Raw genomic sequence first — 20467 nt, 5'->3', positions numbered from 1 at the left:
CATGAGCTATCAAACGATTCTGTTCGAAGTCTCCGGGGGAGTAGCGCGGCTGACCTTGAATCGGCCGGATCGTCTCAACAGCTTCAACGTGCAGATGCATACGGAAGTGCGTGAGGCACTGTCGCAGCTCACCGCTAACAACGAAGCGCGCGTGCTGGTGTTTACCGGTGCGGGGCGCGGCTTCTGCGCGGGGCAGGATTTGGGCGATCGCGCCGTTGCGCCGGGTGGGCAGGGGGTCGATCTCGGCGATTCCATCGAGACGTATTACAAGCCGTTGGTGCTCGCGCTTCGTAATCTGCCCATGCCGGTCATCGCGGCCGTCAACGGCGTCGCGGCCGGTGCGGGAGCAAACATTGCACTGGCCTGCGATCTCGTCATCGCCACCAAGTCGGCCAGCTTCGTGCAAGCCTTCAGCAAGCTCGGGCTGGTGCCTGACTCGGGCGGAACCTGGTTCCTGCCAAGGCTCCTTGGCAATGCTCGCGCGATGGGGCTCGCTCTGTTGGGCGATAAGTTGCCCGCTGAGCAGGCGGCGCAATGGGGACTGATCTGGCGCTGTGTCGAAGACGCAGAGTTCAAGAACACGGTCGATCAGCTCGCGACCCAGTTGGCCGCTGCGCCCACCCGCGGGCTCGCACGCACCAAACAAGCTATCTACGAATCCTGGAGCCACTCGCTGGAGCAGCAGCTGGACCAGGAGCGCGACTTCCAGCGTGAGTTGGGACGTTCGCAGGATTACGCAGAAGGCGTCGCTGCCTTCACTGAAAAGCGCACGCCGAAGTTCACCGGTCGCTAAGCGCCGGTCGGAGGCGAGGGGATGAACATGCAATTGCAGAGCTATATTCAAGGCCGCTGGTTTGCGGGCGAAGGCGAGGCGCAGCAGCTGCGCGACGCCACGACCGGCCAGGTGATCGCCTCGGCGTCGTCGACGGGCATCGATTTCCGCGCCACGCTGCGTTACGCGCGTGAGGTTGGTGGGCCGGCGCTACGCAAGCTGACATTCCATGAACGCGCCGCGCTGCTGAAGCAGCTTGCGAAAAAGCTGGGCGAGTTCAAGGAAGAGTTCTACGCGCTTTCTTACGCCACCGGCGCCACCAAGACCGACTCGTGGATCGACATCGACGGCGGCTTCGGCACGTTGTTCGCCTACGCGAGCCGCGGCTCACGCGAGCTGCCGAACAGCCGCGTCTATGTGGATGGCGACGTCGAGATGTTGTCGAAGACCGGTACGTTCGTCGGTCAGCACATCTGCGTGCCGCTCGAAGGCGCGGCCGTGCACATCAACGCTTTCAACTTCCCCGTGTGGGGCATGCTGGAAAAACTGTCGCCGACCTTGCTGGCGGGTGTGCCTGCCATCGTGAAGCCTGCGACGGCTACGTCTTATCTCACGGAACTCGTGGTCCGGCGCATCGTCGAGTCGGGCATTCTGCCGGAGGGCTCGTTGCAGCTCGTGTGCGGCAGCCTGGGCGATCTGTTCGATCACCTCACGTGTCAGGACGTGGTTTCTTTCACCGGGTCGGCGAGCACGGCGCAGAAGCTGCGTACTCATCACAGCGTGGTCGCGCACTCGGTGCGTTTCATCAGCGAGACGGACTCGATCAACAGCTGCGTGCTGGCCGAAGACGCCAAGCCGGGCCAGCCCGAGTTCGATTTGTTCGTGCGCGAAGTCACGCGCGAAATGACCACCAAGGCAGGACAGAAATGTACGGCGATTCGTAAAGCCATCGTTCCAGCGTCGTATGCCGACGCAGTGGCCGAAGCGTTGAAGGCTTCGCTCGGAAAGGTCGTCGTCGGCGATCCGCGGCTCGAAAATGTTCGCATGGGGCCGCTGGCTGCGTTATCACAGCGTCGTGAAGTGCTCGGTCGCATCGCCGAGTTGCGACGTGAAGCCGAGCTGATTACCTCCGAGCACATCGATCTGGCCGGAGCAGAGCATGACCGCGGGGCGTTCGTGCCGCCGGCATTGCTTTATTGCCGGGAGCCGCGAAAGGCCAAAGCGCTTCATCACATCGAAGCCTTCGGGCCGGTGTGCACGGTCGTTCCATACGAATCGACCGAAGAGGCCATTTCGTTTGCGCGCATGGGCGAGGGCAGTCTGGTCTCGTCCGTGTTCACTGCGGACGACGCGTTGGCTACCGAGCTCGTACTTGGTCTCGCGCCGCTGCACGGGCGCCTGCTGGTTGTTAATCGCGATTGTGCGAAGGAGTCGACCGGGCACGGTTCGCCGCTGCCGATGCTGGTACACGGCGGTCCGGGCCGAGCGGGTGGTGGTGAAGAAATGGGCGGCATTCGCGGGCTCATGCATTACATGCAGCGCACGGCGATTCAGGGCAGCCCGCAGACGATCGCCGCAGTCACAGGCCGTTGGACTCGCGGCGCCGTGCAAAAAGATCCCGGTCGTCATCCGTTCCGCAAAGCTTTCCATGAGCTGCAGATCGGCGACAGCTTGAACTCGGCCGAGCGCGAAGTGACGCTCGACGACATCGAGAAGTTCGCCTCGCTCACGGGCGATACTTTTTATGCTCACATGGATGAAGCGGCGGCTGCTCGCAATCCGCTGTTCGGCGGACGCGTGGCGCACGGCTACTTCTTGATCTCCGCGGCAGCAGGTTTGTTCGTCGATCCGCCGTATGGGCCGGTGCTGGCGAACTACGGCATCGATCATCTGCGCTTCGTGAAACCGGTGAAGCCCGGCGACCGGATCAAAGTGCGGCTGACGTGCAAGTCCAAGTCCCTGCGCGCCGACAAAGGTTATGGCGAAGTGGCCTGGGACACCGAGATCACCAATCAGAACGGCGAGGTCGTGGCCAGCTACGACGTGCTGACCATGGTCAGCGAGCAGCCGGTGAGCTGAAGCGCAGCACGCCGTCGTCGATGGCGGCGAAGCGCAGGTTCATCAGATCCAGCGCATAGTTCTGATACAGACGCCACGGCGCTTTCGAGCCCTGTTTGGGAAAGCGGTCGATGGAGCGCTGGACGTAGCCCGAGGTGAAGTCGATCCACGGCGTGGGGGCGATGGACGCGTCCTCGTTATGCGCCGTGCATTGCCGATAGCCGTGCTCGTCCATGTACTTCAACAGCCGGCACACATACTCGCAGGTGAGATCGCACTTCAACGTCCATGAGGCGTTGGTGTAGCCGAATGCCGCTGCGAGATTCGGCACGTCGCTGAACATCATGCCCTTGTAGCTCATGGTGCGCGGCGGATCGACATGCCGGCCATCGACGCTGAGTTGCAAGTCGCCCAGCACCTGCAGGTTCAAGCCGGTGGCGGTGACCACGAGGTCTGCTGCGAGCTCGGCGCCCGACTTCAACTTCAAGCCGCGCTCGGTGAACGTGTCGATCTGGTCGGTCACCACCGACGCCTTGCCTTCCTTCAACGCCACGAACAGATCGCCGTTGGGCACCAGGCACAGCCGCTGATCCCACGGGTTGTAGCGGGGCGTGAAGTGTCGATCCACGTCGCAAGCGCCGCCGAGCTCGTCTTTCACGAGCTGGATGATTTTCTGTTTCATGCGCTCGGGCGCGCGCCGGCACAAGTTGTAGAACAGCATCCCGAGCAGCACGTTCTTCCAGCGAGTTACTCCGTACGCGAACTTGGCAGGGAAGCGCCGCCGCAGCCAGTTCGCGATCGCGTCCTCCTGCGGCCGCGCCACGATGTAAGTGGGCGATCGTTGTAGCATCGTCACGTGTGCAGCCGTCTTTGCGAGCTCCGGCACGAGTGTCACCGCTGTCGCCCCACTGCCGATGACGACGACGCGCTTGCCGGCATAGTCGATGTCTTCAGTCCATTTCTGGGGATGGACGATCCGGCCTTTAAACCGCTCCGTGCCAGCGAACTCGGGGGTGTAGCCCGCGTCGTAGTTGTAGTAACCGCTGCACATGAACAGGAAGCCGCAGGTGAAGTGGGCGATCTCGCCCGACGCTCGTTCGGCTTCGACAGTCCATAGCGCGGTCTCGGACGACCACGCCGCACGCTTCACGCGATGATTGAACCGGATTTTTTGATCGATCCCGTGATCGCGCGCCGTGTTGCGCACGTACTTGAGTATCGACGGACCGTCCGCGATGGCTTTGGCGTCCCGCCAGGGGCGAAACGAATAGCCGAGCGTGTACATGTCGGAATCGGAACGGATGCCCGGGTAGCGGAACAGATCCCAGGTGCCGCCGATGCAATCGCGGCCTTCGAGAATGGCGTAGCGCTTGCCTGGACAATGCCGTTGCAGGTGATATCCCGCGCCGATGCCGGACAATCCCGCGCCCACCACCAATACATCGAAATGTTCCGCGGCCGATATGGGGGACGTCCCGGTCGTCATGCGCGCTCCTCAATCGTCGATGGCGGCGTAGTTCAGCGGTATGGCAGTCGTCTGTTTGATGGTTTCCAATGAGAAGCTGGCGCTCACGTCGAGGAACGCGCAGCCGGCGATCAGGCGCTTGTACACCACGTCGTACGCGTCGATGTTGGGCACGACGATGCGCAACAGATAATCCACTTCGCCGCTGACCCGATGAATCTCGGTCACTTCCGGAATATCACGCACCGTGCGTACGAATTGTTCGAACCAGGCGGCGCTGTGGTTCGAGGTCTTGACGGTGACGAACACGGTCGTGCCGACATTCACGGCCTTGGGATCGAGCAGGGCCACGGTGCGCTGGATCACGCCGGTTTCCTGCAGCCGCTGGATCCTTCGCCAGCAGGGCGCCTTGGATAATCCGACCCGCTCGGCGATGTCCGCGGCGGTCAGGGAACCGTCGTGTTGCAGCAGGTCAAGAATGCGGCGATCCAATCGGTCCATGCGAGTGTCGAGCGGCGGGATTGAGCAACATTGTTGCGTCCGGCGGGGCGGCTGTCCACGATTTCGCAATCGTGTCGCCGGCGCGCTTCGGTAGGCTCACCGTCATGAACACTCTGCGCGCCAATCCGTTCACCGAGCATCCCGCCGCCGCAGGGGAAACGTACCTGGCCCATTTGCGCACGGCCGCCGGTTTTGGTTTCCAGATGGTCACCGCCGGGCTTGCCTGTCTGGTGCACGCGTTGCTGCCTTTTCTGTTCGTGCGCACCGGTAGCGATTGCATCTGTCGCCTGCACGAGCGGATGCTCGCTCGGCGCCAGGGTCCCCGCTCGCGATAACTTGGGGCAATAACTCTCCGTTCGCGGTTCGAGCGCGGCGACAACTTTATTCTCGCCCGCGAAATCGACTATAAGACTGCGGCAGCACTGCGATCCAAGACGCGCCTCGCGCCTTCAGTGCAAGCTCGAATCGCCATTCTTCAAGGACTCAACGTGAAAAAATTGCCAGCGACGCTGTTGACGCTCGCGGGCCTAGCCTGTGGCATGCCGGCGGCGCATGCCGAGGACGACGGTCAGCTTTATGGTTTGTTACGCAGTCGGGATCTCACACCCTTCGGCTTCCTGCGCCTGGACATGAGACCGGCGCATGCCGTGTCGATCGAACCGGGCGCCTTTGCCATCGAAACCGAAGTGGCGTATCAGAACACTTGGGCGTTGAGCCCGAACGTCGAGGAATATCTGACCAATCTGGAGTCGCGCGGCCGGCGCGATCTTGGTGCAGCCGAGCTGCAAGCCATTCGCGATCTGCCCGGCGAGAACTATTTGATCGATCTGGAGCTGGCGTTGCTCGACGTCACCTTCCATTACAAGATCTCGAATGTCTGGACGGCGTATCTGATCGCGAGCGGCGTGTCCTATCAGGGCGGCTTCCTCGACAGCACCATCGAAGGCTTTCACGACAGTTTCGGTTTCAGCAGCTTTGGCCGGCCGGCGGTGACGCGCAATCAGGTCAACCTGATCTATGACTTGAAGTCGAGTCAGTATGCGAGCCTCGGCAATCCCACCGACGGCGGCTTGCTCGATCCCACCATAGGCGTGCGTTACACCGGCTGGACGCTGCCCGGCAAGTGGCATCTGGCCACCGAGGTTGCGGTGAAGGTTCCGGTGGCTGGCCGTCGAGAGTTGTTGTCCACCGGACGCACCGATTACGGCATGCAGGTTTCGTTACAGCGCAAGGGGCAGCACCACGCGTTTTATGTCGACGCCGCGGCCGTGTACTACGACGGTGCAAGCCAGGTCTCGGAGCAGGATGCGCAGCTGATCCCGACGTTGATCGTCGGCTACGAGCGCATGCTCACATCGCGCACCAACGTGAACTTGCAGGGTTACATCAGCAAGAGCGTGTACTCGCACGACGAGACCGATCTCGAGGAACTGCTGGGCGAGAAGTACCAGCTGAGCTTGGGTGTCCGCCATCGGCGTAACAACGTGCTGGTGACATTCGGCATCACCGAGAATCTGCAAAACATCAACAACACGCCCGACATCGGCTTCCAACTCGGCGTCGCCTGGGTGCCGTTGTCGTCACGTCCCCCCGCGCTCTGATTAAGTGACTCCCATGCCGCCGGCGTCCTTTGGCGCCGGCGTTTTTGTTTGTGCTTGCGCCCGCGGCGCGGCGGTGCTATCTAGCGCCCCGCTCATGACTCAGCCTTCTCCGAAAACTGTGGTCGCCGCGGGCCCGTTCAGCGCCTGGCTGCGACGAATGCGCCGCTCTCTGCTTGGCAACGAAGGAATGGATGTGCCCTGCGGGGACTGCGTTGGCTGCTGCGTGTCTGGGTATTCGGTGCAGTTGCGGCCCGAGGATCACAGGGCCGCGGCGAGGATTCCGGCGACGTTTGTAGTGAGCGCGCCGGGATTTGCGAAAGGTCATCTCACGGTGCGTCCGCTGTCGAGCGGCCTGTGTCCCATGTTGGAAGGCGGCAAGTGCTCCATCTATGCCGACCGGCCGCAGACCTGTCTCGACTACGATTGCCGGATCTTCGCGGCGGCGGGCATCGAGGCCGGCGGCGACGACAAGCGCGTCATCAACCAACGAGTGCGGGAATGGCGCTTTTCCTATCCTGAACACACCGATGAGCGGGAGCATGAGGCCGTCCGCGCGGCGGCAGCGTTCATTCGCGACCGGCGCGACTGTTTCACCGTGCGAGTGCCGGCCGGGCCGATGGGAATCGCGGTGTTCGCCATCAAGTCATATCCGGTGTTTCTCGATCCCCTGATTGGCAACAAGAGCGATGCCGAGGTGGCTCGCGCCATCCTCGAGACGGTTCGCGGCTTCGACTCGCAGACCGGCTGACCCGACCTTCCGGGGAGGCCGTGGGGCGATTCACGAGGCTCTCATGGCCCGAATGCTACAATCCGGGCCATGCAACGAGATCTCGACAAGATGCGCCGGCGGCCGTTCTTTTTTCCGCTGGTGCTCCCGGTACTGTTGTTCATCGCTTTGGTGGCGGCCGCGGCCTGGTTGTTCGACGCCCGTGCGACCACCGTCGTGTTCGTTGTGCGTCATGCCGAAGTGGAAGCGGGCAACGATGCGGACCCGCCGCTGAGTGTGCAGGGCCGAGAGCGTGCGGCGCGGCTTGCAACCATGCTTTCCAAGGCCCGCCCGGTGCGTGGGCTGGACGCTATTTTTGCCTCTGAATTTCGCCGTGCTCACCAGACGGTAACGCCCTTGTCCGAGACTCTGGCACTGCCAGTGAACGTCGTACCGTCGGCCACTTGGTCGGAACTCGCCCGCCGCATCACCCGCGAGCACAAGGGTGAGTATGTGCTGGTCGCGGGCAATCCGAGCAGCATCCCGCAGCTGGTGAAGGCGCTGAGCGGCGAGACGGTGACCTTGGGCGAAGACGAGTACGACACGATGTTCATGGTGTTCGTGCCGCAGGTCTCCAAGACCAAAGTGGTGAGACTGCGCTATTGAGCCGACGCTGCCCTTGCCAGCGGCAAGACCGGTGCTACAATTCGCGCCCTTCGGTGGGCCCGTAGCTCAGCTGGGAGAGCGCCTCGTTCGCAATGAGGAGGTCAGGAGTTCGATCCTCCTCGGGTCCACCAACTTCTCCCCACTCGCTCTAAATCCTAAGTAGGACAACGGCTTACAGCTTCACGAGCTGGGGCCGAGGCCCGCTGCGCGGGCCAGCGCATCGCCCTCGTAGAGTGCGCCTCCTTTGATGACCAGCTTCGTGCGTCGAAGGGCGCCGAGGTTCGCGAGCGGATCGCCATCGACGAGGATCAGGTCGGCGCGCTTGCCTGCGGCGATGGAGCCAACCTCCCGATCTTGTCCCATGACCCGAGCGGCGCCGAGCGTGGCGATGTAAAGAACGTCAGCGGCGGGGATGCCGGCCTCGACATATAACTCCAGCTCGCGCGCGTAGAGCAGCGCAGTGCCGTCAGTCCCGGCCACGATGGGGATGCCCGCATCGTGCAGCATCTTCAGCATCTGCTTCATCCGAGTGAACGACTTCGTGTACGCCGCCCGTTCCTCCGGTGTGGAAGCGCGACCGCCCGATCGTCCGCCGCGCACGACGGCGGCCGGCAAACGATCCGCCCACGGGATCATCCATCGCGCCATCTCGCCTTTGTAGCCGGTGAACATGTTCTCGAACGTCACCAGCGTCGGATCGACCACGACGCCTCGCTGTTTCATCAACGCGATCAACTCGCGCACCTTCGCTGATTTCAGATCGAGCTCGTGGCCATGCTCCAGCACCGCCGAAAAACGCACCGGCGTGTTGGTGACTTTCACCACGTCGGGCGGCATGAAGTTCAGGAACCAGAAGTTGGCGTGATTGACTTCCTGATAGCCCGCCAGGATCGCTTCGCGCATGGTCATGCCCGCGGGCACATGTCCACTGATTCGAAGATTTCGTTGACGCGCGGTGGCGATGCCCACCTCCAGCAACTCGCGTGACAAAGAGCTGTAGAACTTCACTTGGGGATAGCCGCGGTCCGCGATGGCATTCACGGCATCGCGCATTTCCTCCGGCGTGCCGACCAGCGCGCCGATCGGTGCGGCCATCGGTCCCCGGCCGTCGATCAATCCCGCCTTGGTGATCCAGGGGCCGGGGAGGGCGCCGTCGTCGAACAGTTGTGACAAGCGCTGCAAGGCGTCGGGGTTGTTGCCAAGATCGCGATCGCTGGTGACGCCGGCCATCAAGCTCAACACGCCTTCGCTTTCAGCGAGCACATGCGCGTGCATCTCGCACAGACCGGGCAGTAACGTTTGGCCGCTGGCATCGATGATCTCTACATCGCTCGGAGCGATCGGATCGGCGGTCGGTGCCACAGACACGATCCGATCTCCCTTGACGAGCACCGACATGCCGTTTTTCATCGTGCGCTGTTCGGCATCGAATATCCGTGCATTGCGGATGAGCACCGGGCGTTGCGGCTGTCTTCGCAACTCTTTTCCGCGGGCGATGCGCGACGCCGATAGCGTTTCATCCTGCGCGGCGATCAACTCGGGCAAGGTGTTCTCGAAGCCGGCGCGAACCAGGCTTTGCCAAGTCGATGCGGTCGCGAACAGCTCGTAGTCGGCATCTAGCCACAGTGGCTGCGGTTGCAGCTGGATGCCGGAGAGCAAGTACAAAGTAACGTTCATCGCCCCGGTTGCGCCGGTGACCGTCAGCTGCTGTTTTTTCTCGATATTCGCTTTGCCGGCGGGCAGCAGGGCGAGCGCGCCTTTTGCCTGGATCAAGGCGCGAGCCAGCGCCGCCATGTCCTCGGCGTTGGCCTCGTTCGGCAGGTAATAAGCGTTGGCTTCCGCTTCGCCGCTGTCGGCGTTGCTGGTCCAGTGCGCCTTGCCGTCGGCGACCGCGAATGTTTCCTGGATCGGGCGCTTGGCGTAGTTGAGTCCCTGCAGTCGATAGCCGAGCAGCATGCCGCGCTCATCATGACGGCTGACGATCTCCATCTCAGGGCCGCGGCCACGATCGTCGAACTGCAATTTCGTGCGCCGTTCCCTGCCGGTGGCGGGCATGACGGTCAGCTCGCCCTTGATGACGCCGGACATCACGACTGAATAGCGGGCGGGCGTGACCAACTCCGCCGGCAATCCGGTTTGAATCAACTGCTGGCGGAATTCGCCGGCCACTGAGTCGCCAGCGGCGGCTTGCAGCAGGTTCATGAAGGCCGTGGTGCTGCGAGGTCGATCCGGTCGATACAGAATCCCATCGAGGGTCTCGCGCCCGATGTGATCTTCGAGCTTGAATAGCAGCAATGGACCTTTCTGATACAGCGCCGCGCGGCTGGGGCGATCAGGGGTGAGCATCGAACCGCCTTCGAGCGCCGGGCGGATCTTCCGCGCCAGGAAGTTGCGCATGTCCTGCTCGCCGAACGCCACCTCGAGATAACGCAGCGCCGAGTATTCAGCGGTGGATTCCGCGATCCAATGATTCTCGCCGCCACCCTCGGGGCTCGGCAGCCAGGCGTGATAAATCTCGTGCGAGATGGTTCGTGCCACGGTGAGCGGGTCGAATTGCGGTGTCGGCGCGCCGATGGGAAAGGAGGAGACTGCGATCCAATGCCGACGCGCGTACGCGCTGCCTGTCGAGCGCGGTATCACGACGAACCGCAAGGGCTCCGGCAATGGCCCGAATTTGCGGTGGAAGAACTCCGCCGCGCCTCGCGCGTGCTTATACATGTGAGCGACTAGCGGATCTTCCGGGGCGGCGCTGTAGAACTCCATGTCGTCAGTGGTCTGCTTGATCATGCCTCGCACGCCTGCGATGGGTAGATCGTTGTCAGGTGTGGTGCGATCAACCGTCAGTGTCGTGCCGCGCTGGCGATATTTGTTCTGCGCGACGACTGTCACGCCTTCGGGCATGCCTTCGAGCCTGGCGCGCACGGTATAGAACAAACCGAGGTCACGTCGCACCGGCAACCAGAAATGCTCCAGGCGCAACTCGACGCCGCTCGGCGTGAACGCCGGTTCTTCGCGCTCTGCGTTGACCGAGCCGTGATAGCGGAAGCGCACTTTGACGGTTCGAGTCGGCGGTGTCTCGAACTGCAGTGTCACTAGTTTCAAGCCGGGCAGCGGCTTTTCGACCGGATCGACTCGGCGGGTACCGCCGGCGCCCACGTCGACATCGTCGATGGTCACCTGGCCGCCGAACAGGAACGCCGGATCTTTCAGCTCCTCCGGCGGCAGTGTGACCGTGACATCGGCTTTGAACTCGCCATTCGCTGCGTTGAATTCGGCGTGCACATCGTAGTGCGCGGGTTTGGGTGCGGCGGCGTGCGTCACCGCGAACATGAACATCATCAGCAGAGCGCTGCAGCCACGTGGCATCGGTCGGATCCCCGCATCTTGTTATGGGCTCATCGATGCACGATGCATGACGCGGCGATTTCCCCCACGGCAGATGGAGGAATCTCGTGTCTCGCGCATCGTTCCATCGGACGAACATCAACCAAGGGGAGATTCATGAGTCATCGCATGCCCTGGCTGGCATTGCTCGTGCTGACCGTGGTGCTGCTGCCGGGCTCTCGCGCGGATGCGGAAGGTTTGCGCTTCGATGTCTCGATACCGCGGAGTGTCTCGTCCGAGCCCGTGACGGGGCGGCTGCTGATCGCCATCTCCAAGCGCGAGACGCCGGAGCCGCGGCTGGCCATCGGACTGACGGGCCCGATGATCGCGGGTGTCGATCTGGAGCAGTTGGCGCCAGGGCAGACAGCAACCGTGAATGTGAAGGCGGAGACTTTCCCGCTGCCGAGTTTGAACGATCTGCCGGCCGGGGAATATTTCGTGCAGGCGACGTTGATTCGCTACGGTCAGGCGCGCCGCGCCGATGGTCACACGATCTGGGTGCCGACCCAGCATCGCCGTTTGCCGTTCCACCTGTTGCCGGGCAATTTGTTCAGCAAGGTCCAGAAGCTGCAACTGGATCCCAAGCAGACCAGCACGGCGCGTTTCGAATTGACGGATGCGATTGCGCCGGTGGAAGAGCCCAAGGACACCGAATGGCTGCGCCACGTGCGCATCAAGAGCAAGATCCTCAGCGAGTTTTGGGGAACGCCGGTGTATCTCGGCGCGACGGCGCTGGTGCCTCGCGATTACGACAAACATCCGAAAACCAGGTATCCGACGCTGTACGCGCAGAGCCAGGAACGCACGCGGCCGTTCTATTTCAATCCGGATCCGGCCAGCCATGAAGGCGATCTCGGACTGCGCGCCCACAATGTGCAGACCGGTTACGAGTTCTATCAAAGCTGGACGAGCGATGGCTTTCCGCGCTTCGTGGTCATCGTCATGGAGCAGTCCAGCCCGTATTTCCTGGAAGCCTACTCGGTGGACTCGGCCAACAACGGTCCGTACGGCAGGGCGCTCATCGAGGAGTTGATCCCGTATCTCGAAAAGAAATTCCGGCTGATCCTGGCGAGCTACGCGCGCATCGTCGAAGGGGCCTCGACCGGCGGCTGGGAGAGCCTGGCGCTGCAATTGAAATATCCAGACTTCTTCGGCGGGGCGTGGATCTTCAATCCCGATCCAATCGACTTCACGCACTACCAGCTGTTGAATATTTACAAAGACGACAACGCCTTTGCGGTAGCGAACTCATCGTTCACGACAGCGGAGCGTCCGATGCGGCGGACGGTGGAAGGCCAGGTCACGCATACGTTCCGGGAGGTGGCGCGGCTCGAGGCGGCGTTGGGCAGCAAAGGGCGCTCGGGTTTTCAGTTCGATGGCTGGCAAAGCGTGCACGGGCCGGTGGGTCCGGACGGCTATCCAGTCATGCTCTTCGACAAAAAGACCGGCGCCATCGACAAGGACGTGGCCAACTATTACCGCGAACACGGTTATGACCTGACCGAGTACACCCGACGCAACTGGGCGACGCTCGGCCCGAAACTGGTCGGCAAGTTGAACTTCTTCAGCGGCGAGATGGATAACTTTTATCTGAACCTCGCGGTGTACGACTTCCAGGCCATGCTCCAGGCCACCCAAAACCCGCACTATCCGGGCCGTTTCGAGTATGGCCGGCCCAGGCAGGGCCACAGCTGGCACCTGACCGACTTCGCCGACATGATCCGCGAGATGGCCGCCCACGTAAAAACGAACGCGCCGGCCGGGGCGGATGTGGCGAGTTGGAACTATTAGCTGGATCGGATAGCGGATTTCGCGCGGCTATTCATCGTAGCCAACGGGGATCGAGGATTCGGGGAGGGGCGACCGTATGACGACGATTCGAAATCATCTGGTGTTCGGCTGGCTCGCGCTCATCACGGTGGCGCTAGCTTTCGTGGCCATCAGCCAGGCCCACTCGGACGCGAAGATGGCGACGTTCGAGCAGATCAACGTACAGCGGATCAACGTGGTGGAGCCGGATGGCAAGCCCCGGGTCGTCATTTCCAATCGCAAGCTGTTTCCCGGCCTGTACTGGGGCGGCAAGGAATACAGACACCACAGCCGCGACACCGGCGGCTTCCTGTTCTTCAACCAGCAGGGCGACGAAGTCGGCGGCATGACTTTCGATGCCGACAAGAAAGGCGACCAATACAGCGCCGGCGCCAGTCTGACCTTCGATCAGTACCAGCAGGATCAGACCGTCGGCGTCATGTATAGCGACCAGAACGGCAAGCGCGCCGCGGGTTTCAGGGTCTGGGATCGGCCGAACGCCAATATGTTGCCGGCCATCGAGCTGAGCGACCGGGCCGCCAAGGCCGGCACCGATGCCGAGCGCGAGAAGATTCGCGGCGAGATGATGGAGCTGGCCAAGACCTGGGGACCGCAGGGCGAGCGCCTGTTCGCGGGCAAGGTGCTGGACGATTCCGTCGTGCGCCTCGCCGACAAGCAAGGCCGGCCGCGCCTGGTGCTGAAGGTGGACGGGGCGGGCGAACCCAGCGTGGAATTCCTCGATGAAACGGGCAAAGTGGTGCGCAGGATTCCGGAAAAGTAACATTGGCCCATGCCAATGGAACGCGGTGAACATGTTCGCTGGTTCGCGCGCGAAGTGCTGCCGCACGAAGCGGACGTGCGGCGCTGGCTGGCGCGACGGGTGCGCGGCCTGCCCGACTGTCACGTCGACGAGATCGTGCAGGAAGCCTACGCCCGGCTGTGGGCGACCGGCCCCGAGCGCATCGTGAATCCGCGCGCCTATTTCTTCGTGACCGCCCGCCACGTCGTTGGCGAATTGCTACGTCGGCTGCGCGTCGTCTCCATCGAAGCCATCGCCGATATCGAGTCGCTCAACATCGCCGACGAGGACGTCGGGCTCGAGCGTCGCATCAGCGGCCGCGAAGAAATCGAGCGCATTCAGCAGATATTGTCCAAGCTGCCGCCCAAGTGCCGCGAAGCCTTCGAGCTGCGCAAATTCGCGGAGCTGTCGCAGAAGGAAATCGCGCAGCGCATGCAACTATCGGAGAGCACGGTGGAGAAGCACCTGGTGAAGGCGCTGCGCCTGCTCATGAATGAAATACGAGCGGCCGACGCCGCGGTCGTCCAGTCCAAAGTGAAAGCTCATGAATACCGTCATCGGCAAAGATGACATCGACGGCATTGCCGCCCGCTGGGTGATGCGAATGGATCGTGGCGAGCTCGGCGAGGCCGAGCAGCGCGATCTCGATGCGTGGCTGGCGGCAGATTCGCGCCATCGTGGCGCCTTCATTCGCGCGCAGGCGATCTGGTGCGATATGGATCGTGTTGCCGCGCTGGGTTCAGGCGAGTTGCTGAGCGCGCCGCGGCCCCGTTGGTCCGCCGCCTCATTGCGGCGTGCTGCCGCCATCGCGGCTTGCGCTCTGGCCCTGACGCTTGCGAGTGTCGGCGTGTCGAATCGATATCTCGCCGGTCGTGAAAGCACGGATCGCGGCGAGACGCGCCGCTTGATGCTCGATGACGGCTCGGCGCTGGCGCTCAATACTCAGTCCGTCCTGCAAGTTAAGTACGATGACGACGAACGTCGCATCGTACTTCGCAGCGGTGAAGCCACGTTCCAGGTCGCGCACGACGAGCAGCGGCCGTTCATCGTTCAGGCCGGGGATGTGTCGGTGCGAGCCGTGGGCACGGCGTTCAACGTTCGCATGAAGCCCGGAGGCGTCGAAGTCACGGTCACTGAAGGCATCGTGGACATTCTGCGCACCGACGATCCCGGCAAGACCGCCATTCGCCGCGTTGCTCACAACGAAGAAGTCATCGCTCGAGCCGAGCGGCCCATCGAAGTGGCGCCGCTCAGCGATGCGGCCATCGAACGCCGCCTCGCCTGGCAGGAAGGCCGCTTGATTTTCGACGGCGAACGGCTCGCCGCCGCCATCGAAGAGGTGAATCGTTACTCCGCGTTGCGTGTGGTCGTGGACGATCCCGAGCTTGCGCAGAAAGCATTCGTCGGCACGTTCAAGATCGGCGATGCGCGCGGCTTCGCGCATGCCGCCGCCGCGGCCTTCGAGATGCGAGTCGTCGAACAAGATCAAACTTTGCGGCTGACTCAGTAGCGGAATTTGCGGCGCGGCCCATCGTATCTCCCAAGAACAACGCGTGGGAGAAACACATGCGCAGAAGGGGATCAAAACAACTCGCCGGCGGGCTGCTCACATTGGCGCTCGCCGTTTCTACTGCACTGGCGCAGCAGAAAGTTGCATTCGACATTCCGGCGCAGCCCGCGTCGGCGGCTATTCAGACTTGGGCGCGCGCTTCAGGGTTGCAAGTGTTCGCCGCCGAGGAACATCTGCAAGGCATCAAGACCAACCCGGTGCACGGCGACTACACGCCCATCGAAGCCATGCAGCTGATGGTGCAGGGGACCGGGCTCGAAGTCGTCGCCAGCAGCGAAAACACCGTCACCATCCGTCGCGCCAACCCTCGCGACATGCCGGGCACGCCGCCGGATGAACGTTTCAACGCGGGACAGTTGATGGAGGTCGTGGTCACCGGCTCCCGCATCAAACGGGCCGGCTTCGATACCTTGCAGACGGGGCTGGTCACAAACTCGCAGCAGATCGAGCGTCGCGGCTACACCAACGTGGCGGAAGCGCTGAATGCGTTGCCGACGTTTGGCAGTTCGGGCGCCGACACGGTGGGAACCACGCAGGACACGCACGGGGTCGGTCAAACGTTCGTCGATCTGTTCAACCTCGGCTCACAGCGCACGCTGGTGCTGGTGAACGGGCGACGGTACGTAACGTCGAAAGCGCCGACCATCGGCGGCGCGGCCGGCGCGCAGGTCGACTTGAATACGATTCCGGTGGGCCTCGTGGATCGCGTGGAAGTGGTGTCGATCGGCGGCGCGCCCGTGTACGGCTCGGACGCCATCGCAGGCACCGTCAATATCATCCTGAAAAAAGATTACGAAGGCTTCGACGCCTCCGCTCAATATGGCGACACCGAGCACGGCGGCGGCGAGAGCAAGACCTTTCGCGCGCTGATGGGCGGTAACTTCATGCAGGACCGCGGCAACATCGCGGTCGGCGTCGAGTACACCGAAACCGAGGGCCTGTTGTATTCCGACCGCTTTGCCGAGTTCTACAGTCATCTGCCAAACGCCGCCGACACCGGGCCGAACGATGGCATTCCTGCGCAGGTGGTGGGCACGCTGCGCTATCCATTTCTGACCGAAGGCGGCCTGCCGCACGCGAATACGCTCGCGCCGGCGCTGGGCGGAGGCCTGCCCGGTCTGGTGTTCCCGCCATTCTTCACGCGCCCGAATTACATCTACGATTCGCAGGGCCGGCCGCTCCACTTCGGCGCCAACGGGGAGCTGATCCCTTTCAACGTCGGAACCGTGATCGACGATTCTGGCGGCCTGCTACCGACGCTCGCCAGCGGCGGCGATGGCATGAATCCCGCCGAACATTTCTCGCTGTTGTCGCCCACGCAGCGCACGCTCATCAATGCAATCGGGCACTTCGATATCAACGATCACGTTCGCGCCATCTTCGAGTTGTCGTATGCGAATACGCGCGGCCGCGAGCTGAGCGAGTTGTATTCGTTCGTCGCGCCCGGTCTGCTCGGCGGACCGCGTCTGACGTTTTCGGTGAACAATCCCTTTCTGGGCCAGCAGGCGCGCGACACGTTGATCGCGAACCTCGGGGCGGACGCGACGTTCGATCTGAATCGCAACTTGAACGATCTGACCGATCGGCGCGGCGGCCGCACGGCGGTCGATCTTTATCGAATGGTCGGTGGATTCGAAGGCGCGTTCGACGCCTGGGGTGAGCGACTGTCGTGGGACGTGTCATTCAACTATGGCCGCAGCCGCGGCGTCTCCGAGCTGACTTACATCAATCCGGACCGGCTGCTGCAGGCGATCGACGTGACCGTGACTCCTTCCGGGGAGATCGTCTGCAGCGATCCCAGCAACGACTGCGCGCCGCTGAACCTGTTCGGCGTGAACAACTTCAGCCAGGACGCGCTGGATTTCGTGAGCGATCCGGCGACCGGCATCACAGTCAACACCCAACGTGTCGCGACGGCGAACGTTGGCGGCAATTTGCCGTTCGGCGTGGCCGCGCCGATCGCCTTCAATCTAGGTTACGAGTATCGGGAGGAAACGGGCTCGTTCTCACCGGACTCGGCGTTCCGGGCGGGCAATATCATCTTGGGGCCGCCGGGGGAGATTGGCGCGTCGTTTCCCATCTCGGGCGGCTTCGACACCAACGAGGTCTACACCGAGTTGGTAGTCCCGATGATCGATGACAGCTCGCAGGTTCCCATCATCAAGAGCGCGAGCCTGGAAGGCGCGGTTCGTTACGTCGATCATTCCTTGACCGGCGGCGCAACCACGTGGTCGACGGGTGGCCGTATCGCTCCGCGCCTGCCGGGCTGGGGCGATGGCGTGATGTTTCGTGGCGTGTACACCGAGGCGATCCGTTCGCCAGCCATCACCGAACTGTTCACCAACACGCCGGTGACGGAAAGTTTCGATGACCCCTGCGATTCGCGTGCGATCACCAGCGGTCCGAATCCATCGGCGCGCGCCGCGAACTGCGCGGCGGCGCTGGGTGCAGCGGGTGTCGCCAATCCAGCGGCATTCGACACCCGGAGCACGACGGGATTGATCTCGCCCTCGGGCAGTCAGGTCGGCAATCCGGACTTGAACAACGAGATCGCCGAATCGTGGTCGGTGGGCATCGTGTTCCAGCCGGTCGCCTGGCCGAATTTTCGCATGGCCATCGACTGGACCGATATCAAGCTGGAAGGCGGCATCCAGGTGATCGGCATCGAGCGCCGCGTGCAGAACTGCTACGACAGCAACACGTTTCCAAATACCGCCTGCGACGGCTTCACTCGCTATACCGCAGCTGACATCGCTGCGTTACCGCCCACGTTTCCCGCCCGGCAGGTGGGCGATCTCGCCAATGGGTTCGAGCAGACCTACGTGAACCTGTCCACCATCGATTTCGAAGGGCTGATCGTTTCGACGGAATCGGCGTTCGAGGCGGGACCGGGATCATTGAGTGTCGGGACAACGGTGTTCTATACCGCACGCTTCGAGGAGACGGTGTTCGCGGGGGACGAGCCCGTCGACCAGGCAGGGCTGCGCGGCGTGCCGGAATATTCGGTGCAGTTCAACCTCGGCTATCGCTGGAAGCGGTTGGATGTCGATTGGCAGACGTTGTGGAAGAGTGCGGTGGACGTGGGTGTGGACATCGACCCGGAGTTGCTGGCCGCGAGCCGGATCCCGTCGTATGCGCTGCATAACGTCACCTTCGGCTATCAAATCAACGACGCCATGCGTGCTCAGCTCGGCGCGGTCAACGTGCTCGACGAAGAAGTGCCGCTCAATGCCTTGCCCAATGGCTTCTCGGGCTACGACCCGATCGGACGGCGCTATTTCCTGACGTTGTTCACTCACTTTTGATCCTTGGGTGAGCAAACAATGAACAAAATAGTCGCGGTCGCGGCGATGTGGCTGACGTTGGCGGTCTCGGGCGTGGCGTCCGCCGCGCCCACTGAGACCCAGCGCCTGAATGCATTCTTCGAACGAGTGTTCGAACGTTCGCTGATGCGCAGCCCGCTGCGTCAGACGCGCCTCGGCTTGAAGACTCAGCAGGATCGCTGGGATGACATCAGCGAGCGGCGGCAGCTCGAGGATGTCGAACTGGTGCGCGGTGACCTGGAGGGGTTGCGTCGCTTCGATTTCGCGAAGCTCGATTCGACCGCCCAGCTCAGCTATCGACTGTTCGAGCGCAATTCACGGGAGGCGCTGCGGGCCTACGAATGGCGGCACTCGGGCTACCTGATCACTCAGATGGGCGGGCTACACCGGCGGGTAGCGACGACGCTGCTGAACGAACATTCCATCGCCGAGCGCGCCGACGCGGAGGCGTATATCGCGCGACTCCGTGGTGTTCGGCCCTTGATGATGGAGTTGGTGTCGCAGTTGCAAACGCAGGCCAGCAAGGGCGTGCAGCCGCCGCGTTTTGTTTACGACCTCACGTTGAGCGAGGCGGAGAATTTGCTGAAGGGCCGGCCGTTCGAGGATGTGGCGAGCGACGGTCCGGTGTTGGCGGATTTTCGCGCCAAGCTCGCACAAGCGAAGTTCCCGGGCGCCGATGCGCAGGGGCTGCTGAAGCAAGCAGAGGCCGCACTGCTCGAAGGATTCGGCCCGGGTTATCGAGCGCTCATTGCCGAACTGCGGCGTGCGCAAACGAGCGCGACCGATGCGGACGGCGTCTGGAAGCTGCCCAAGGGGGCGGACTATTACCGCTTCTGCATCGAGAGCTACACGACCTTGCCGCTTACGCCAGCCGAGATTCACGCGCTGGGCTTGAAGGAGGTTGCCCGCATTCACGATGACATGCGGGCAATCATGAAGCAGGTCGGCTTCACCGGATCGCTGCAAGCGTTCTTTACTCACATGCGCGAGGATCTGCGTTACTACTATGCGGACAGCGCGGAAGGCCGAGCGCAGTACTTGAAGGATGCCGATGCCCTGTTGCAGGTGGTGAAGGGCCGACAGCTCCATGTGGTCAGCCGCGTGCCCAAGGCCGATGTCGTCGTGAAGCCAGTGCCGGCGTGGCGCGAGAAGTCATCGGCGAAAGCGTACTACCACAATCCTTCGGAAGACGGCGTTCGGCCCGGCGTGTTCTATATCAATCTCTACGACATGAAAGCGCAGCCGCGCTATCTGCTGCCCGTGGTGCTGTATCACGAAGCCATTCCTGGTCATCACCTGGAAGTGGCGATCTCATACGAGCTGGCCGGGCTGCCGCGGTTTCGCAAGCTCAATTCCGTGGCCTCGTACAGCGAAGGCTGGGGCCTGTACACCGAGCGGCTGGCGGCGGAGATGGGGTTGTATCAAGATCCCTATCAACAATTCGGACGCCTCACGATGGAGTTGATGCGCGCCGCGCGGCTGGTCGTCGATACCGGGCTGCACGATCAGCGCTGGAGCAGGGAACAGGCCGTGGCTTATCTGGACGCCAACATGCCGGGCTCGCACTATGACAATCAACGCGAGATCGATCGTTACATCGTGCTGCCGGGTCAGGCCACGTCTTATTCAGTCGGCATGCTCAAGATCATCGAGTTGCGCGAACGCGCGCAGCGGGCGCTGGGCAAGCGCTTTCAGCTGACACGCTTCCACGACATCGTGCTCGGCAGCGGGCCACTGCCGTTGCCGATGCTCGAAGAAAACGTCGACGCGTGGATCAAAGCGGAGCGTGGCCGTGAATAATGGCGCTACACCG

The 20467-nt window shown here is 62.6% G+C and carries 15 protein-coding genes and 1 tRNA gene; 13 read left to right on the top strand and 3 right to left on the bottom strand.

What is annotated here, in order from left to right:
* The first annotated feature begins 1 nt into the window (after position 1).
* Both paaG and paaZ read left to right on the top strand, forming a co-directional pair.
* On the top strand, positions 2–793 hold the full coding sequence (gene paaG, locus VGD45_RS22630; protein WP_331157623.1) for a 2-(1,2-epoxy-1,2-dihydrophenyl)acetyl-CoA isomerase PaaG: 792 nt from the start codon (positions 2–4) through the stop codon (positions 791–793).
* 21 nt (positions 794–814) lie between these two features.
* Entirely contained in the window at positions 815–2851 is a 2037-nt protein-coding gene (gene paaZ / locus VGD45_RS22625; RefSeq protein ID WP_331157622.1) for a phenylacetic acid degradation bifunctional protein PaaZ, read from the top strand.
* Here paaZ and VGD45_RS22620 read toward each other — a convergent pair.
* Together VGD45_RS22620 and VGD45_RS22615 are read right to left on the bottom strand one after the other, a co-directional pair.
* Positions 2829–4316, bottom strand: coding sequence for an NAD(P)/FAD-dependent oxidoreductase (locus VGD45_RS22620; protein ID WP_331157621.1), 1488 nt, complete (start codon positions 4314–4316; stop codon positions 2829–2831). The two genes, paaZ and VGD45_RS22620, sit on opposite strands and share 23 nt — an antisense overlap.
* A gap of 9 nt (positions 4317–4325) precedes the next feature.
* Positions 4326–4796: an Lrp/AsnC family transcriptional regulator gene (locus VGD45_RS22615; RefSeq protein WP_331157620.1), complete on the bottom strand. Its 471-nt coding sequence runs from the start codon at positions 4794–4796 to the stop codon at positions 4326–4328.
* A gap of 20 nt (positions 4797–4816) precedes the next feature.
* Here VGD45_RS22615 and VGD45_RS22610 point away from each other — a divergent pair, with 20 nt between their 5' ends.
* From VGD45_RS22610 to VGD45_RS22590, 5 genes are all read left to right on the top strand, one after another.
* On the top strand, positions 4817–5131 hold the full coding sequence (locus VGD45_RS22610) for a DUF6356 family protein (protein WP_331157619.1): 315 nt from the start codon (positions 4817–4819) through the stop codon (positions 5129–5131).
* A gap of 153 nt (positions 5132–5284) precedes the next feature.
* Positions 5285–6397 carry a DUF3187 family protein gene (locus tag VGD45_RS22605; RefSeq protein ID WP_331157618.1) on the top strand — a complete coding sequence of 371 codons (1113 nt, stop codon included), beginning with the start codon at positions 5285–5287 and terminating at the stop codon, positions 6395–6397.
* 13 nt (positions 6398–6410) lie between these two features.
* Entirely contained in the window at positions 6411–7145 is a 735-nt protein-coding gene (locus VGD45_RS22600) for a YkgJ family cysteine cluster protein (protein ID WP_331157617.1), read from the top strand.
* 69 nt (positions 7146–7214) lie between these two features.
* Entirely contained in the window at positions 7215–7769 is a 555-nt protein-coding gene (locus VGD45_RS22595; RefSeq protein WP_331157616.1) for a phosphoglycerate mutase family protein, read from the top strand.
* A gap of 55 nt (positions 7770–7824) precedes the next feature.
* A tRNA-Ala gene (locus tag VGD45_RS22590) sits at positions 7825–7900 on the top strand.
* Positions 7901–7949: 49 nt separating this feature from the next.
* Here the strand turns inward: VGD45_RS22590 and VGD45_RS22585 are convergent.
* Complete coding sequence (locus tag VGD45_RS22585; RefSeq protein WP_331157615.1) at positions 7950–11135, bottom strand: amidohydrolase family protein; 3186 nt, start codon at positions 11133–11135, stop codon at positions 7950–7952.
* A 135-nt stretch (positions 11136–11270) separates the two neighbouring features.
* On the opposite strand from VGD45_RS22585, the gene VGD45_RS22580 reads away from it, so the two are divergent.
* The 6 genes from VGD45_RS22580 (at position 11271) to VGD45_RS22555 (ending at position 20454) form a co-directional block, all read left to right on the top strand.
* Complete coding sequence (locus tag VGD45_RS22580; protein ID WP_331157614.1) at positions 11271–12944, top strand: alpha/beta hydrolase-fold protein; 1674 nt, start codon at positions 11271–11273, stop codon at positions 12942–12944.
* 76 nt (positions 12945–13020) lie between these two features.
* On the top strand, positions 13021–13743 hold the full coding sequence (locus VGD45_RS22575; protein WP_331157613.1) for a hypothetical protein: 723 nt from the start codon (positions 13021–13023) through the stop codon (positions 13741–13743).
* A gap of 9 nt (positions 13744–13752) precedes the next feature.
* Entirely contained in the window at positions 13753–14331 is a 579-nt protein-coding gene (locus VGD45_RS22570; RefSeq protein WP_331157612.1) for an RNA polymerase sigma factor, read from the top strand.
* Positions 14306–15271, top strand: coding sequence for a FecR family protein (locus tag VGD45_RS22565; RefSeq protein ID WP_331157611.1), 966 nt, complete (start codon positions 14306–14308; stop codon positions 15269–15271). Before VGD45_RS22570 ends, VGD45_RS22565 begins: the two co-directional genes overlap by 26 nt.
* 56 nt (positions 15272–15327) lie before the next feature.
* Positions 15328–18636, top strand: a complete 3309-nt coding sequence (locus VGD45_RS22560) for a TonB-dependent receptor (RefSeq protein WP_331157610.1) — start codon at positions 15328–15330, stop codon at positions 18634–18636.
* A gap of 18 nt (positions 18637–18654) precedes the next feature.
* On the top strand, positions 18655–20454 hold the full coding sequence (locus VGD45_RS22555) for a DUF885 domain-containing protein (RefSeq protein WP_331157609.1): 1800 nt from the start codon (positions 18655–18657) through the stop codon (positions 20452–20454).
* Positions 20455–20467 lie beyond the last annotated feature (13 nt).

The sequence above is a fragment of the Steroidobacter sp. genome (assembly GCF_036402275.1).
GTDB lineage: Bacteria > Pseudomonadota > Gammaproteobacteria > Steroidobacterales > Steroidobacteraceae > Steroidobacter.
Note: the sequence above shows the minus strand (reverse complement) of the source record. Positions and strands in the feature narration are given on the sequence as shown.